The sequence below is a fragment of the Sphingomonas oligoaromativorans genome, from assembly GCF_011762195.1.
GTDB lineage: Bacteria > Pseudomonadota > Alphaproteobacteria > Sphingomonadales > Sphingomonadaceae > Solisphingomonas > Solisphingomonas oligoaromativorans.
This window is the reverse complement of sequence record NZ_JAASQK010000001.1, coordinates 621,860-638,223: the sequence shown is the minus strand read 5'-3', so window position 1 is coordinate 638,223 and position 16,364 is coordinate 621,860. Positions and strand designations below refer to the sequence as shown.

Genomic DNA, 16,364 nt, shown 5'->3' with positions numbered 1-16,364 from the left:
TTGTCTCCATATCCGATTTGACAGGAACGGGCCGGCGCGCCAGCGTCGCGCCCGTTCCGCCTTTCGGAGTTGCATCATGCGTGTCTCGCCTGCCCTCCTCTCCCTGCTGATCGCCGTCGCACCGGCCGCGGCACAGGCCCCCGCCCAGATGCCCAAGGCACCTCCGGGCGCGCCCGACACCGCCCGCATCGTCGCCGGCAATTATGCGATCGAGCCGCACCATACGCAGGTGATGTTCGCGCTCGATCATCTCGGCTTCTCGGTGTTTCGCGGCTTCTTTTCGGGTGTCTCGGGCACGCTCAGCCTCAATCCGGCGCGGGTGACCGACGCCAAGCTCAGCGTCACGGTGCCGATCGCCTCGATTTTCACCACCAGCCCGGCGCTCAACAAGGAACTGGTCGAGCCGGACTGGTTCGACGCCGCCCAGTTCCCGACCGCCACCTTCGTGTCGACCAAGATCACGCCCGGCCCGAACAACATGGCGCTGATCGACGGCAATCTCACCCTCCACGGCCAGACCCATCCCGCCACGATCCAGGCCCGCTTCCATGGCGCCGGCAAGAGCATGATGGGCAAGGGCACGGCGATCGGCTTCGATGGCCGCCTTGCGCTCAGCCGCAGCTCCTACGGCCTCGGCAAGGGCGTGCCGCTCGTCTCCGATCACGTCGAGCTGACGATCGCCGCCGCTTTCGAGCAGCAACCGTAACGGATGTTATTTCCTGTCGCGATGGAACATCATCGCGACAGGAAAAAGCCTGCCGATCGACATTTCCAGAGAGAAATTTCTGGACAGCCCGGCCGTCCTGCGTCAGGGAAGCGCCATGATCGCGGCCACCCGCCTCCTGCTGCTTCGACTTACGCGCCCTTAGGCGCGTCGTTTCCGCGTGGGCCGCAGAGGCCCGCGCCGCCGCCTAAGGGGTTCATCGCCGCCCGACAGAACGGGCAGACGAAGACGACAGCGCCCGACGCAGGGCGCCCGGAGTGGCTGACATGACCGACACGATCCTGATTTTCGACACGACCTTGCGCGACGGCGAGCAATCTCCCGGTTGTTCGATGAACCTCGAAGAGAAGCTGAAGGTTGCCGCCCAGCTCGAGGCGATGGGCGTCGACATCATCGAGGCGGGCTTCGCCATCGCCTCCGAGGGCGATTTCGAGGCCGTCAGCGAGGTCGCCAGGCACGCCGATCGCGCCATCATCGCCAGCCTCGCCCGCGCGGCGGATGCCGACATCGATCGCGCCGGCGAAGCCGTGCGCCACGCCCGCCGCCCGCGCATCCACACCTTCATCGCGACATCCCCGTTGCATATGAAGGTGAAGCTCAACAAGTCGCCCGAGGAAGTGCTCGCCGCGATCGAGCGCTCCGTCAGCCGCGCGCGCAACCTGTGCGAGGATGTCGAGTGGTCGGCCGAGGACGCCACCCGCTCGGACCCGGATTTCCTCGCCCGCGCCATCGAGATCGCGATCAAGGCGGGCGCCACCACGATCAACCTGCCCGACACGGTGGGCTACGCCACGCCCGAAACCTACGGCGCGATGTTCCGCGACATGATCGGCCGCGTGCCGAACGCGGACAAGGCGATCTTCTCGACCCACTGCCACAACGACCTCGGCCTCGCCGTCGCGAACACGCTGGCGGCCGTGATGGGCGGCGCGCGTCAGGTGGAGTCGACCATCAACGGCATCGGCGAGCGCGCCGGCAACGCCGCGGTGGAAGAGATCGCGATGGCGATCAAGGTGCGTCACGACGTGATGCCCTTCCGCACCAACGTCATCTCCAACGAGATCGCGCGGTCGAGCCGCCTCGTTTCGGCGGTAACGGGATTCCAGGTGCAGCCGAACAAGGCGATCGTCGGCGCCAATGCCTTCGCGCACGAGAGCGGCATCCATCAGGACGGGATGCTGAAGGACTCGTCCACCTACGAGATCATGACGCCGGAGAGCGTGGGCGTCGCCACGTCCAACCTCGTGATGGGCAAGCATTCGGGCCGCGCCGCCTTCCGTTCGAAGCTGGAGCAGCTCGGCTATGAACTGGGCGATAATGGCTTCCAGGATGCCTTCATCCGCTTCAAGGCGCTCGCCGATGCGAAGAAGGCGGTGTTCGACGAGGACATCATCGCGCTCGTCGACGACGAGGTGCTGCGCGGTCACGACCATATCCAGGTGAAGGATGTGGAGATTCACTGCGGCACCGGCCCGGCCCGCGCGATCCTCACGCTGGAGATCGACGGCATAGAGAAAACCGCCGCGACGCGCGGCAACGGCCCGGTGGATGCGCTCTTCAACGCGATCCGCGAACTCGTTCCGCACGAGAAATCGGTGATGGATCGCTATGAGGTCCATGCCGTCACGGGCGGGACGGACGCGCAGGCCGAAGTCTCGGTCGTGCTCGCAGAGGATGGCCGCACCACGCGCGGCACAGGCGCGCATCACGACACGATGGTGGCCAGCGTGCGCGCCTATGTGAACGCGCTGAACAAGCTGATGGTGAAGCGCGGCAAGCGCGCGCCGGACGCTGCGGCCACCGCCTGAAACGACACCGCCGGCGTCGCGGGTGCGGCGCCGGCGGTTCGTCGTGTCGAGGGGCCGAAGCCGGAGGAGTGGCCCGGCCCCTCTCCCGCTCAGCAGCGATGGCTGCCGTTGCGCGCGATGGCGTTGCCCGCGAGCGCGCCGCCACCGGCACCGAGAACCGTGCCCAGCGTCTTGTCGCCATGGCCGGCGATGGCATTGCCCAACAGGCCGCCCGCGACGCCGCCGATGATCGCGCCGCCCGTGCCGTCGTTGCGGCAACGACGGTCGTAATAGCCGCCATGATGGCCATGACGGCCATAATAGCCACGATGATCGTAGCGGCCATGATCGTGATAATGCGCGTCCGCCGGCATCGCGGCGATCATGCCAACGGCCGCGAACGCGACGGCGAATACGGACTTCCTGAACATCGGAACCTCCCTTGTATCTGGACGGAGCGTCCTATGGCGGCTCCCGCTTGGCATCTTCCTGAACCGATCCGTCAGCCTCGGTTCAGGGTCGCGGCGATGACGGAATGCGCGCGGGATTCGCCACCCCATGGCACTGCCGGCCGCGAATGCCTATAGCGCCGGAACACGACCATTCCTCCATCTCCGGGATCTTTCGATGAGCGATCAGGGCGAAGACGATTACATCTATGACGAAGCCAGCGGCGAATGGGTCAGCCGCGCCGAAATGGCGGCCACCGCGGCGCCGACCGGCATCGAGGTTCGCGATGCCGTGGGCAATCTGCTCGCCGACGGCGATCAGGTGACGCTCATCAAGGATCTCAAGGTCAAGGGCACGAGCCAGACGCTGAAGCGGGGCACGCTCATCAAGTCGATCCGGCTGACCGGCGACGAGCAGGAAATCGATTGCCGCTTCGAGGGGATCAAGGGTCTTGTGCTGCGCGCGGAATTCGTCCGCAAGCGCTGAGTTTCACTGGAATGGAACGCGGCCGGGCACATTTCGTTCGATAGACGGACGTGGCCCTCGAGGCCCTGCCATAGCGGAGATGATCCGATGACCCGCGTTCCACTTGCATTGCTCTCCGGCGGCGCGCTGTTCGCGGCCGCCGCGAGCCTGATGGCTCCTGCCCTCGCCCAGACCGATCCTCACCAGCCGGCCAATGACGGCTCGGCCGCCGCCTCGCAGACGGTGCCGCCGGGCTCGGTCGCGCCGGGGGTCGATCCGGGTACGAGTTCGGCCAATGCCGGCGTCAACGCCAGCATCCAGTCCGTCCATGCCCAGAATGCCGCGAACCGCGCGGCCTATGATGCCGACATGAATGCCTATGACGCGGCGATGCGCGCGCATGGTCGCGCGGTCGCGCGTCAGGATGCGCATTATGCCCGGCAGCAGCGCGCCTATGCCGATGCGATGGAGGCGTGGCGCATCCAGGATGCCGCCTGCCGCCGGGGCAAGACGAAGGCCTGCAAGGCGCCCGCGCCCGATCCGGCCGATTATTATTGAGGATGGCGGAGGGGCGACGCCGGGCCGCCCCTCGCACGATCAGCGGGTGAGCTTCTTGTACGAGCCCGCACCCGGACGATCGGCCGCATCGCCGAGGCGGCGGCGCTTGTCTTCCTCATAGCTCTCGAAGTTGCCCTCGAACCACTCGACATGGCCTTCGCCCTCGAAGGCGAGGATGTGGGTCGCGAGACGATCGAGGAAGAAGCGATCGTGGCTGATGACCACGGCGCAGCCCGCGAAGTTCTCGATCGCCTCTTCCAGCGCGCCGAGCGTTTCGACGTCGAGGTCGTTGGTCGGCTCGTCGAGCAGCAGCACGTTGCCGCCGCGCTTCAGCATCTTGGCCATGTGGACGCGATTGCGTTCACCGCCCGAGAGCTTGCCGACATTCTTCTGCTGGTCCTGGCCCTTGAAGTTGAACGCGCCGACATAAGCGCGCGTCGACATGTCGTGGCCGTTGACCTTCACATAATCGAGCCCGTCCGAGATTTCCTCCCAGACATTGTGCTTGGGATCGAGATGATCGCGGCTCTGGTCGACATAGCCGAGGCGGACGGTCGAACCCATCTCGATCGTGCCGGTGTCGGGCTTTTCCTGGCCGGTGATGATCTTGAACAGGGTCGACTTGCCGGCGCCGTTCGGGCCGATCACGCCGACGATGCCGCCGGCCGGCAGCGTGAAGGTCAGATCCTCGAACAGCTTCTTGTCACCGAAGCTCTTCGAGATGCCCGCGACCTCGATCACCTTGCCGCCGAGGCGCTCGGGCACCTGGATGACGATCTGGGCCTTGCCGGGCGCGCGGTTCTGCTGCGCTTCGACGAGCTGGTCGAACTTCGCGATACGCGCCTTGGACTTGGTCTGACGGCCCTTCGGCCCCTGACGGATCCATTCGAGCTCGTCCTTGATCGCCTTCTGGCGGCCGCTTTCCTCGCGATCCTCCTGCTCGAGGCGCTTGGCCTTCTTGTCGAGATAGGTCGAGTAATTGCCCTCGTAGGGGAAGTACTTGCCGCGATCGAGCTCCAGAATCCAGTCCACCACGTTATCGAGGAAATAGCGATCGTGCGTAATCATCAGCACGGCGCCCGCATATTCCTTGAGGTGGTTCTCCAGCCACTGCACGCTCTCGGCGTCGAGGTGGTTGGTCGGTTCGTCGAGCAGCAGGATGGACGGCTTCTGGATCAGCAGGCGGGTGAGCGCGATGCGGCGCTTTTCACCGCCCGACAGCTTGTCCACCGACCAGTCGCCCGGCGGGCAGCGCAGCGCCTCCATGGCGATCTCGAGCTGGTTGTCGAGCGTCCAGCCGTCGACCGCGTCGATCTTCTCCTGAAGATGCCCCATCTCCTCCATGAGCGCATCGAAATCGGTGTCGTCCTTGGGATCGCCCATCTCGGCCGAGATCGCGTTGAAGCGATCGATCATATCGGCGACGTCACGCGCGCCGTCCTTGACGTTCTCCAGCACGGTCTTCGAAGGATCGAGCTGCGGCTCCTGCGCCAGATAGCCGACCGTGACGTTCTCGCCCGGCCACGCCTCGCCCGAAAATTCGGTGTCGATGCCGGCCATGATCTTGATGAGCGTCGACTTGCCGACGCCGTTCGGGCCGACGATGCCGATCTTGGCACCGTGATAGAATTGCAGATTGATGTTGCTCAGCACCGGCTTGGGAGCGCCGGGGAAGGACTTGGTCATGTTCTTCATGACATAGGCGTACTGGCCGGCCATGCGGATGCTCGCTCGTCTGAGGGGGTTCTAAGTGTTCGGAATTTGCCGGGCTTATCTAACGTCGTATGCCCGAAAAGCAACGGTCGGACGGCGCGCCCACGCCTCACACCATCGCGGCGACCAGTTCCTTGATCGGCACGAACGCGAAGCCCACCGCGCTGTCCGCCACGCCATAGGGCATGAACAACAGGTCGCCATGACGCAGCGCGCCGCAGGTGTAGACGACGTTGGGCACATAGCCCTCGCGATCCTCTGCGGCGGCGGAGATCAGGGGCTCGGGCGTGCGGCCGATGATCTTCTGCGGGTTCTCCTTGTCGAGCAGCACCGCGCCCAGCGAATATTTCCGCATCGCGCCCACTCCGTGGGTGAGCAGCAGCCAGCCCTCGTCCAGCTCGATCGGCGATCCGCAATTGCCGATCTGCACCATCTCCCAGGGGAATTTCGGCGTCATCAGCAGTTCGCCCTCGCCCCAATGGGTGAGCGAACGCGAGCGGATGAGATAGAGGTTCTCGCCGTCCTGCCGGCCGACCATGACGTACCAACCGCCGATCTTGCGGGGGAACAGCGCCATGCCCTTGTTGCGCGCGGCGGGGCCGCCCATCGGGCCGAGCTGGAAGGTGCGGAAGTCGCGGGTGCGGATCAGCTCGGAACGGATGCTCTCGCCATTATAGGCGGTGTAGGTGCCAAGCCATTCGGTCGAGCCGTCCTCATGGTTGAACTCGACGAGGCGGAGATCCTCCAGTCCCTTGGACTGCGCCGCCGTTATCGGAAAGATCACCGTTCCCGAGAGCGTCGAGTCCTTGTGCCGATGCACCTCGATCGCTCCGTTCTCCAGCTCCACCGCGCTGTCGGCGGCAGTGGCGAAGGGCGGCTCGGGCGCCAGCTCGAAGCGCGTGCCGGGCGAGAGGATGCCCTCGCGGAAGGCGATCGAACTGATATGCCCCTCGCCCACCGTGCGCAGCGACATGACGATGCGGGACGATCCCGGAGACAGGCCGCTCTGATCGGGGTGACGCACGATCGACGGATTCATGATCGCCGCCGCCGCATAGCTATATTCGTGGCAGAAGAAGGCGCCGATGAGTTGCCGCTTCACTTCGGGGATGGCGTCGTCGTCCAGTTGCAGGGCGCCCGCCACCTGCGCGTAACGGGTCAGGAAAACGTTGCGCGTCTGCCAGTGGCGCGCCTCGAAATCCTTGAAGACCGTGGCAAGCTCGCGCTCTGCGCAGGCCTCGTCCATGGCCAGCACCCCCTCCGCGATGCGCCTCGGGCGGCTGATATGGCCGCGCTTGGAGTCGATCGGGATGTGGAAGGGACGAACCACAACACGCGACGCATCCGCCTGTAGACGCAACGGCCAGTGCATGACGAAATCGAGCAAACTGCCTCCCACCCGGCGGCGACTGCCCGATCAGGAAGCCACGATGCCGGTCTTCAAGGTAGATCTGTCCTGCTCGGCCTTTTCCGTCATTTCACGCATTGCGCAACAGGCAAATTGAAAGGAAAGCACGGATTCCGCGCCCTGGTTCAGGTTGACGCGATCACTCATCAGTCCGTCGAAACATCCACCATCGACACTTGACCCGAGCGGCAAACCCAGATCGTTCGCGCCGAGATACCAGGCATAAGCCCGCCGCGCGGTCTCCAGCCAGCGATCGAAGCCGGTAAGCTCGGCCGCGATGCGCGCGGCGTCGATCGTCGCCCAGGCTTCGAGAGGTTGCTGATCGAACATCAACGGTAGCGCATAGCGGCGGCCGAAACTGTCGGTGCCGACGGCGCGGAACCGCCCTTCCTCGCTGGTCTGAATATGGTCGAGCCACGCCAAGGTGGTGAGGCCATCCGCCTTCAGCCCTTCGTCGCCGAGCCGCCGGCCGGCGCGCATCAGGGCTTCGGGCACACGGGCGTTATCATAGGCCAGCACCGGCTCGAACCAGTCCCAGCCCGGCCGTCGAGAGGTGGTGAGCAAGGCCTGCAACCGCCCGCCCAGATCGCGCAGCAGGGACAGTGCCAGTTCGTGGCCGGGGTGCGTCGCCAGCATGGCATCCGCCGCCAGCATCGAGAAAGCCCAGGCGCGAGGGCTTCCGAGCGCGCGGGCGTGGGGGGCGACCTGATCGAACAGCCGCGCGGCCCAGAGCCTCAGCTCATGTCCGCGCGCGGCCGAGGCCGTCACGCCCAGCGACCAGAGCGTGCGGCCGAAACTGTCCTCGGACCCCTCCTCCTCCAGCCAGCTTCGATCGAAGGACATGAAGTTGCGGAACCGCCCTCGGTCCCCATTCCACGCATGTTGCACGAAGGCTGCGTAAATGCGCGCCAACCGGTCGGCGCTGGCCGTGTCTTCCCCACCGAACCGGTGCATCAGCATGAGCGCCCGGCAATTGTCGTCGACGCAATAGCCGTGCGAACGGTCGGGCACCGAGAAGATGGAATGCTGCACGATGCCGCAGGCGTCGCTCAGCCGCTCGATCGCAGCGAGTTGCGGGGGGACCGGCTCCATGCTGCGCTCCCCGCCACGGAACAGCAGCGGAGAACCGCTCCGCACCGCCTCCTGGAAGATCGCCACATAGGCGCGGGCGAACTCGGACCAGATCATCGCCCGCCCCTTCGCCCAGCAGCGGCGAGACATCGCCTCGCGCTCCTCGGGATCGCCGAGCAGGCTCGTGATCCGCCCGGCGAACCCTGCACTGTCGCCGAAGTCGACGAGCAGGCCCCGCCCCTCGGCCAGAAGCTCCACTGCGTGCCAATAGGGGGTCGACACCACAGGCCGCCCCAGGGCGACCGCATAGCTCAGCGTCCCCGAGACGATCTGCGCCTCGTTGAGATAGGGCGTCACATAGATGTCAGCCGCCGCGATATAATCGAGCAGCCGCTCCTGTTCGACGAAACCATCGACGAAGCGGACATGAGCGCTGACGCCCAGTTCCTCGGCCAGCGCCATCAGCCGCTCGCGATAGGCCTCGCCCTCGCGCGCGACGAGATGCGGATGGGTCGCGCCCAGCACGACATAGAGTGTGTCTGAATGCGCCGCGACGATCGCCGGCATGGCGCGGATCACCGTCTCGATGCCCTTGTTCGGCGAGAGCAGCCCGAAGGTGAGCAGCACGCAATGGCCGGAAAGCCCGAACTGCGCCTTCTCCTTTGCTCCATCGCCCAGCGGCCGATCGGGAACGCCATGCAGCACGACGGCGATGCGATCATCCGCCACGCCATGGACGTCTCGCAGGATCTGGCGCCCCTTTTCCGCCATCACCACCAGCCTCGACGCCCGCCGGACGAGGCCCTCGATCACGCTGCGCTGTTCGGGCGAAGGCTGCTCCAGCACGGTATGCAGCGTCACCTCGACAGGCGCCTTCACGCGATCGAGCAGCTTCAGCAGATAGGTTCCGGCCGCCCCGCCATAGATGCCGTATTCATGCTGGACGCAAACTACGTCGGCGCCGCTGGCGTTGATGCGATGGGCGGCGCGCCCATAATCCCCGAGGTCGTCCTGATCGATCGAGAAGACGACCTCGGGCGGATAATCGTAGCGCTTGCCGCCATCGTTCATGGCGTAGATGTCGACATCGATATTCGGAAAGGCCGCCCGGAGGCCGGCGTGAACGTCCGCCGTAAATGTTGCAATGCCACAAAGTCGTGGTGGACAGTTACCGATCAAAGCAACTCTTTTAAGACCTTGTCCTGCGCGCATCACAAGCACCTCGAACGCGCGTAATGGCCAAATAAGGCGAAGCGGGAACCCGCGCAGAAACCCCGTCAGCCTTACCAATGCACGACGCTCGGCAAAGTTGCGCAACCCCTTGTGCAAACGCGAAGATATGCGACGACTGGAATGGGCCAATCTATTTTTACCGTTGACCGGAGATACGGGCGCGTTATGCCGTCATGCCGGGGACGGCAGCGGCCGGGCCCGCGAGATGTGTTATCTATCTGTATTTTGGGGAGCAGCCCGAATGAAGAAGCTTGCCTTTGTCCTTGCCGCCGCCGGACTGATGAGCGTCGCTGCATGCCACAAGACCGATCAGGCCGCTGCGGTGGAAAATGCCGGCGAGAACGCCTCCGCCGCGCTCGACAACCAGGGCGACATGCTTTCGGCGGCTGCCGATAACGCATCGAACACCGCGGTTGCGAACGCGCTCGACAACGCCGCCGACGCCGCCCACAACGCGGCCGACAATGTCTCGTCGATGGCCGACAACAAGGCCGACGCGATCAGCAACGCGGCGAAGTAATTTATCCCGCGCCTCTTCGGAGGCGCATCGGATCGACAAGAGCGGACGCTCCCAGCGGGGGCGTCCGTTTTTGCATGGGCTTCCGCAGAGTATCGTTGCATTCTCCCCACCTGCCGCGATAAGGCGACCCCGTCGGGGAGTAGCGCAGCCTGGTAGCGCATCTGCTTTGGGAGCAGAGGGTCGCAGGTTCGAATCCTGTCTCCCCGACCACCTTTCCGCGAGTATCGGGATCGCTCTTCGCGGCGGTTTGCGCGGGATCGAGGCCGTGGCGCACGGGTATCCCGTCACCCGGCGGAGTACCATCATCCCGTCTACATCTTTTTCCCCGTAAAGCGGGATCGCTAATCCTTTCGGACTAAGGGCCTCGGCAATAGCTTTTCAGCGACGTCGGGAATTACGAACCAATCCCGAATAAGAATCCGCCATTCCAGAACGTTAAGACCCTATGCGACAGATTGCCCTGCCATCCGATCATAGTTCTGCATCGATCGAGAGCTTTCCGATATCCGCGCAAATTGCGGAATGATCTCCCGGCGGCCGGCATCTTCTCCTTTTTGAACAATTGAATCCCGAAATATTCAAGATAGAGTCTCAGCCGTCGCGTATCCCATCGTTTGTGGCCGGCACCGCTCCTCCCCCGCCCCGCCGGCCCACTGGTCGCCCCCTGCCCCCGCCCCCAAGCCCGCAGGGGGCGACCGCCCCCTCACTGCGCCAACACGGTCAAAGCCCTTGCCCCTGAGCGCGGGTCCGGCCTAGCCTGCACGTCCCCCGGGGGGAGACAGGGGACCGTCATGCTCGATCGTCGTGCATTCATTCTTTCCGCGACAGCTCTTGGCGCGACCGTCGCCTTGCCCGATTGGGCGGAGGCCGCGGGCAGCACGCCGTCGCCCGAGCTTCGCGCACTGTTCGATCGCATGTTCCACGACAGCCTGCGCCTTCGCCCGGAGGCCGCGACCCAACTCGGCCTCGACAAGGGAGCGGATGCGGACCTGCGCGCCAGGCTTTCCGACGAAGGCGATGCCGGCCGCGCCGCCGCCCGTAGCGCGACGCAGGCCGATATCGCGGCGCTCGCGCGGATCGATCGGGCCGCCCTCTCGGAAGCCGACCGCATCGACTATGACACGGTGCTCTATACCCGGAAGTCAGCGGCGGCCGTGCAGGCCTTCGATTTCGGCGGCTCCTCCTTCGGCCCCTCGCCCTATGCCGTCAGCCAGCTCACCGGCGCCTATCAGTCGGTGCCCGATTTCCTCGACACCAAGCACAAGATCGAGACCCGCGAGGATGCCGACGCCTATCTGTCGCGCCTCGAGGCCTTTGCCGGCCAGCTCGACGACAACAGCGCCAGGGTGCGTCACGATGCCGGCCTTGGCATCGTCGCGCCGGACTTCCTGCTCGACACCACGCTCACCCAACTGACCCGGACCCGCGTGCCGGCCGCCGACGCGTTGGTGGTGACGTCCATCGCCCGCCGCGCCGCCGCCAAGGGCCTCGGCGATGAGTATGGCAGGAAGGCCGCCGCGATCTACGACCAGAAGATCGGCCCCGCGCTGGATCGCCAGATCGCGCTCGTCCGCGGGATGCGCGCGAAGGCGACCCACGACGCCGGCGTCTGGAAGTTCCGCGACGGCGAAGCCTATTATGCGACCGCGCTTCGCACCACGACGACGGCCGCGATGAGCCCGGAGGAGGTCCACCGCTTCGGCCTCGATCAGGCGAAGGCGATCTCCTCGCGGCTGGACGGGCTGCTGAAGGCGCAGGGCTTCACCAAGGGCACCATCGGCGAGCGCATGGCCGCGCTCTACAAGGATCCGCGCCAGCTCTATCCGAACACCGACGAGGGCAAGGTGCAGGCCATCGCCTATTGCAACGCCCGCCTCGATGCGATCCGGGCCAAGCTGCCGGGCGTGTTCAGCCGCCTGCCCGCCTACAGCTTCGAAGTCCGCCGGGTGCCACCGCAGACGGAAGCCGGCGCCCCTTCCGCCTTCTCGCAGGCGCCCGCCATCGATGGTTCGCGCCCCGGCCTCGTCTATTTCAACCTGCACGACAGCGCCGAGTGGCCGAAATTCTGCCTCGCCACGACCGTCTATCATGAGGGCCTGCCCGGACATCAGATGGAAGGCGGCCTCGCGCTCTCCAACAAGGCGCTGCCGCTGATCCGCAAGACCGGCGGCTTCTCCGGCTATGGCGAAGGCTGGGCGCTTTATGCCGAGCAGCTCGCCGACGAGATCGGCATGTATGACGACGATCCGCTGGGCCGCCTCGGCTATCTCAAGTTCCAGCTCTTCCGGGCCAATCGCTGCGTGGTGGATACGGGCATCCATCATCTGCGCTGGGGCCGTGAGCAGGCGATCGCCTATTTCGTCGAGCAGGACGGCGAGGCCCCCGGCTTCGCCACCCGCGAGGTGGAGCGCTATTGCGCCACACCCGGACAGGCCGCGAGCTACAAGATCGGCCACTCCACCTTCACCGGTATCCGCGAGAAGGCCAAGGCGAAGCTGGGCCGCCGCTTCGACATCAAGGCCTATCATGACGCCGTGCTGGCGCATGGCCGGGTGCCGCTCGAAATCCTCCAGCAGATCGGTGACCGCTGGATCGCCACGCTGGCCTGAGAAATAACGACAAGAAGAAGGGGACTATGATGTTCGATCTGCAACGCCTCCATCGTCGCGACCTGCTGGGTGCGGCCGCCTTGGGAGGCGCGTTCGCGGCGCTGCCGAATGCCGTCTGGGCGGCGGCGAAGGCCGGCGATCCGCTGTCGACGCTGCTGGCGGGCTTCGCGGACGAGCTGTTGATGCTCTCGCCCGAGAGCGCCACCTCGCTCGGCCTCGACAAGGGCGCGCACGCCGCGCTCCGGGGCCAGCTCTCGGATCTCTCGGGCGCCGGCATCTCCAAGGCGGACGCCGCCATCCGCTCGATGCACACGCGCCTGCTGAAGCTCAACCGCGCCTCGCTCTCGCCGATGGGGCAAATCCATTACGACACCGTCCGCTACGCGACCGAACGCGGCATCGACGGCACTGCCTTCCGCTATGGCGGCGGTGCGGCGGCTGGCTTCGCGGGCGGCACGAGCCCCTATGTGGTGAGCCAGCAGAGCGGCGCCGTCACCGGCATCCCCGAATTCCTCGTCTCGCAGCACAAGATCGACAGCAAGGCGAATGCCGAAGCCTATGTCGCGCGTGTCGCCGCCTTCGTCCGCCAGATCGACGAGGAGACCGCCCGCATCCGCGCGGACGCCGCGATCGGCGTCGTCCCGCCAAGCTTCATCGCCAGCAACGCGATCGGCATCCTCAAGGATTTCCGTGCCGTCGCGCCCGAGAAGCAGCGCTTCGTCACCAATCTCGCGGAGCGTGCCAAGGCGCTCGGCCTGCCCGCCACCTACGAGCAGCAGGCGGTGAAGCTCGTCCAGACCGCGATCTATCCCGCGCTGGACCGCCAGATCGAAACCTTCGCCAAGGTGACGGCCAATGCGCCCTCCATCGCGGGCGTCCAGCGTCTGCCCGATGGCGAGGCCTATTATCGCTGGGCGCTCCGCCTCGGCACGACGACCACCCAGTCGCCGGAAGAAGTCCACCGCATCGGCCTCGCCCAGAACGAGGAGATCAAGGCGCGGATGGATGGGCTGCTCAAGGCGCAGGGCATGACGCAGGGCAGCGTCGGCGAACGCGTGACGGCGCTCAACAAAGACCCGCGCTTCCTCTACCCGGATACAGACGAGGGCCGCGCACAGCTCATCGCCTATCTGAACGGACGTATCGCCGCGGTGCGCCCGCTGATGCCGAAGCTCAGCCATCTCGGCCTCAAGGCCGACGTGATCGTGAAGCGCGTGCCGCCGGATATCCAGGATGGCGCGGCGCTCGGTTATATGAACTTCGCTTCGCTCGATGGCTCGCGCCCGGCGATCTATTACGTCAACCTCAAGTCGACGTCGCTGTGGCCGCGCTACCAGCTCTCGACGCTCACCGCGCATGAGGGCATCCCCGGCCACACCTGGCAGGGCGCTTATCTCGCCGAGCATCATGCCGAGATCCCGACGATCAGCTCGCTGATGGGCTTCAACGCCTTCGTCGAAGGCTGGGCGCTCTATGCCGAACAGCTCATCGACGAGAGTGGCCTTTATGACGACGATCCCTGGAGCCGGATCGGCTATCTTCAGGCGCAGCAGTTTCGCGCCTGCCGTCTCGTCGCGGACACCGGCCTCCATTCCATGGGCTGGAGCCGCGAAAAGACGGTCGCCTTCCTCTCCGGCGAGAGCGGCAAGGGGGCCGATGCGATGACCAGCGAGACGGATCGCTACTGCGCCGCGCCGGGTCAGGCCTGCGGATACAAGACCGGGCATAACGAGATCACCCGCCTGCGTGAACATGCCAAACAGGTGCTGGGGCCGAAATTTGATCTCGCCGGTTATGACGATGCCGTGGTCAAGTCGGGCGGTGTGCCGCTCGAACTGCTCCCCAGCGTGATCGACCGCTATATCGAGACCGCGAAGAAGGCATGAGGCAAGCCTCGCACATCTTCCGTGTCGCCACCCACGGCCAGGGCCTCGTCGAGTTCACCGACACGGTGCAGGCCTGGGTGGAGGCGCAGGAGATGTGCGAGGGGCTGCTGACCCTGTTCTGCCGGCACACCTCCGCGTCGCTTCTCATTCAGGAGAATGCGGCGCGCGAGGTGCGGGCGGACTTGCAGGATTTCTTCGCCACGATCGCGCCCGAAGACCCGGATCGCTATCGACATGACGACGAAGGGCCGGATGATATGCCCGCTCATCTGCGCGCCGCGCTGACGCAGGTGCAGCTCAGCGTGCCCCTGATCGGCGGCAGGCTCTCGCTCGGTACATGGCAGGGCATCTACCTGTTCGAGCACCGCCGCATACCCCATCGCCGCGAAGTGGCGGCCCACCTGCTCGGCGACTAGGCGGGGCGCTCCATCACATAGGTGATGTGCCGGTGAAGCCGATGGCCTTCCGCGAAATGGGGATGGCCGAAGTCCATGTCCGGGCGACGGGTCATGCCGAGCCGCTCCATCAGGCCCCAGCTCGCCCTATTGCCCGGCACGGTGATCGCCACGATGCGCGGAGCATCGAGGTTCGCCCAGCCCCAGGCGAGGCTGGCGATCGCCGCCTCCTTGGCGAAACCCTGCCCCCAGGCGTCCTCACGCAGCCGCCAGCCGATCTCGATCTCACCATCGATCGGCCCGACATTGCCGATCTTCAGCCCGCAAAAGCCGAGGAAGGCGCCATCCATCTTTCGCTCGACCGCCCATAAGCAATGGCCGTTCGCGGCCTGACAGGCCCGGACGCGCGCGATCGCCTCGTCCACCTGCTCCGCCGACTGGAGGCCGCCGAGATGCTCCATGACCGCCGGTGACCGCCCCATGCCGAGGAACGGATCGCGATCCTCCGCCTGCCAGCCCCTCAGGATCAGGCGCCCGGTCTCGATCATGCGCCCATCAGCCGCGCGGCATGGGCCGCATGATAGGTGAGCACCCCCGAGCAACCCGCCCGCTTGAAGGAGAGCAGCGTCTCCATCACCAGCGCATCGCGATCGCCCATCCCGGCGGCCGCGGCGGCCTCGATCATCGCATACTCGCCCGACACCTGATAGGCGAAGACCGGCACCTCGAACCGCTCCTTCACGCGGCGGATGATGTCGAGATAGGGCAGCCCCGGCTTCACCATCACCGTGTCCGCGCCCTCGGCCAGATCGAGCGCCACCTCACGCAGCGCTTCCTCGGCATTGGCATGGTCCATCTGATAGCCCCGCTTGTCGCCCTTGAGCCGCCCGCGCGAACCGACCGCATCGCGGAACGGGCCATAGAAGGCGGAGGCATATTTGGCGGCATAGGCCATGATCTGCACATTGTGATGGCCGGTCGCCTCCAGCGCGGTGCGGATCGCGCCGACGCGACCGTCCATCATGTCGGACGGCGCGATAATGTCGGCGCCGGCCTCGGCCTGCACGAGCGCCTGCTGGACGAGCAGTTCGCTGGTCACATCGTTCAACACATAGCCACGCTCATCGACGAGGCCATCATGACCATGCTCGGTGTAGGGATCGAGCGCGACGTCGGTGAGCACGCCCACTTCCGGCGCGGCATCCTTGATCGCCTTCACCGCGCGGCAGATCAGGTTGTCGGGATTGAGCGCCTCCCGCCCGTCCGGCGTGCGCAGATGCTGCGGCGTGTTGGGGAAGAGCGCGATGCAGGGAATACCCAAGTCCCGCGCCTCCCGCGCCCGCGCCGCGATCCCGTCCAGCGACCAGCGCGATACGCCCGGCAGCGTCGAAATCGGCTCCTCGATGCCCTGACCCTCGGTGATGAACAGCGGCCAGATCAGGTCCGCCGGGGTCAGCACATTCTCGGCGACCATGCGGCGGGACCAGGGAGCGACACGAGTGCGACGCAGGCGAAGCGCGGGGTAGGAAGCGGTCATGGCCCTCA

Annotated in this window: 14 protein-coding genes and 1 tRNA gene; 9 read left to right on the top strand and 6 right to left on the bottom strand. The window is 65.8% G+C overall.

Annotated features, from left to right (window positions below):
• The first annotated feature begins 76 nt into the window (after positions 1 to 76).
• Positions 77 to 706: a YceI family protein gene (locus FHS98_RS03065; RefSeq protein ID WP_167099587.1), complete on the top strand. Its 630-nt coding sequence runs from the start codon at positions 77 to 79 to the stop codon at positions 704 to 706.
• 284 nt (positions 707 to 990) lie between these two features.
• Positions 991 to 2,532, top strand: coding sequence for a 2-isopropylmalate synthase (locus FHS98_RS03060; protein ID WP_167099583.1), 1,542 nt, complete (start codon positions 991 to 993; stop codon positions 2,530 to 2,532).
• Positions 2,533 to 2,621: 89 nt separating this feature from the next.
• On the opposite strand, the gene FHS98_RS03055 is transcribed toward FHS98_RS03060, so the two are convergent.
• Positions 2,622 to 2,942, bottom strand: coding sequence for a glycine zipper 2TM domain-containing protein (locus tag FHS98_RS03055; protein ID WP_167099580.1), 321 nt, complete (start codon positions 2,940 to 2,942; stop codon positions 2,622 to 2,624).
• A 196-nt stretch (positions 2,943 to 3,138) separates the two neighbouring features.
• On the opposite strand from FHS98_RS03055, the gene FHS98_RS03050 reads away from it, so the two are divergent.
• Both FHS98_RS03050 and FHS98_RS03045 read left to right on the top strand, forming a co-directional pair.
• Positions 3,139 to 3,447 carry an alkylphosphonate utilization protein gene (locus tag FHS98_RS03050; RefSeq protein ID WP_167099575.1) on the top strand — a complete coding sequence of 103 codons (309 nt, stop codon included), beginning with the start codon at positions 3,139 to 3,141 and terminating at the stop codon, positions 3,445 to 3,447.
• A gap of 87 nt (positions 3,448 to 3,534) precedes the next feature.
• Positions 3,535 to 3,984: a hypothetical protein gene (locus FHS98_RS03045; protein WP_167099571.1), complete on the top strand. Its 450-nt coding sequence runs from the start codon at positions 3,535 to 3,537 to the stop codon at positions 3,982 to 3,984.
• A 39-nt stretch (positions 3,985 to 4,023) separates the two neighbouring features.
• Here the strand turns inward: FHS98_RS03045 and ettA are convergent, their stop codons facing one another.
• From ettA to FHS98_RS03030, 3 genes are all read right to left on the bottom strand, one after another.
• Positions 4,024 to 5,703 carry an energy-dependent translational throttle protein EttA gene (ettA, locus tag FHS98_RS03040; RefSeq protein ID WP_167099565.1) on the bottom strand — a complete coding sequence of 560 codons (1,680 nt, stop codon included), beginning with the start codon at positions 5,701 to 5,703 and terminating at the stop codon, positions 4,024 to 4,026.
• A 103-nt stretch (positions 5,704 to 5,806) separates the two neighbouring features.
• Positions 5,807 to 7,084, bottom strand: a complete 1,278-nt coding sequence (locus FHS98_RS03035; RefSeq protein ID WP_425057329.1) for a glycoside hydrolase family 130 protein — start codon at positions 7,082 to 7,084, stop codon at positions 5,807 to 5,809.
• 30 nt (positions 7,085 to 7,114) lie between these two features.
• Positions 7,115 to 9,388, bottom strand: a complete 2,274-nt coding sequence (locus tag FHS98_RS03030) for a glycosyltransferase family 4 protein (protein ID WP_167099560.1) — start codon at positions 9,386 to 9,388, stop codon at positions 7,115 to 7,117.
• Positions 9,389 to 9,650: 262 nt separating this feature from the next.
• Here FHS98_RS03030 and FHS98_RS03025 point away from each other — a divergent pair, with 262 nt between their 5' ends.
• The 5 genes from FHS98_RS03025 (at position 9,651) to FHS98_RS03005 (ending at position 14,840) form a co-directional block, all read left to right on the top strand.
• Positions 9,651 to 9,929, top strand: coding sequence for a hypothetical protein (locus FHS98_RS03025; RefSeq protein WP_167099555.1), 279 nt, complete (start codon positions 9,651 to 9,653; stop codon positions 9,927 to 9,929).
• A 133-nt stretch (positions 9,930 to 10,062) separates the two neighbouring features.
• Positions 10,063 to 10,139: transfer RNA gene (locus FHS98_RS03020), tRNA-Pro, on the top strand.
• Between the two features lie 581 nt (positions 10,140 to 10,720).
• Entirely contained in the window at positions 10,721 to 12,538 is a 1,818-nt protein-coding gene (locus FHS98_RS03015; protein ID WP_167099552.1) for a DUF885 domain-containing protein, read from the top strand.
• A 26-nt stretch (positions 12,539 to 12,564) separates the two neighbouring features.
• Positions 12,565 to 14,424 (top strand): DUF885 domain-containing protein, encoded by a 1,860-nt coding sequence (locus FHS98_RS03010; RefSeq protein WP_167099549.1) that lies wholly within the window; start codon positions 12,565 to 12,567, stop codon positions 14,422 to 14,424.
• The gene (locus tag FHS98_RS03005) at positions 14,421 to 14,840 is read left to right on the top strand and encodes a secondary thiamine-phosphate synthase enzyme YjbQ (RefSeq protein ID WP_167099546.1); all 420 of its coding nucleotides are present in this window, start codon (positions 14,421 to 14,423) and stop codon (positions 14,838 to 14,840) included. Before FHS98_RS03010 ends, FHS98_RS03005 begins: the two co-directional genes overlap by 4 nt.
• On the opposite strand, the gene FHS98_RS03000 is transcribed toward FHS98_RS03005, so the two are convergent.
• Together FHS98_RS03000 and hemB are read right to left on the bottom strand one after the other, a co-directional pair.
• Positions 14,837 to 15,367 (bottom strand): GNAT family N-acetyltransferase, encoded by a 531-nt coding sequence (locus FHS98_RS03000; protein ID WP_167099543.1) that lies wholly within the window; start codon positions 15,365 to 15,367, stop codon positions 14,837 to 14,839. The two genes, FHS98_RS03005 and FHS98_RS03000, sit on opposite strands and share 4 nt — an antisense overlap.
• A complete protein-coding gene (gene hemB / locus FHS98_RS02995) occupies positions 15,364 to 16,356 on the bottom strand; it encodes a porphobilinogen synthase (RefSeq protein WP_167099540.1) in 993 nt (330 codons plus the stop codon). The genes FHS98_RS03000 and hemB overlap by 4 nt, the downstream gene beginning before the upstream one ends.
• Between the last annotated feature and the right edge of the window lie 8 nt (positions 16,357 to 16,364).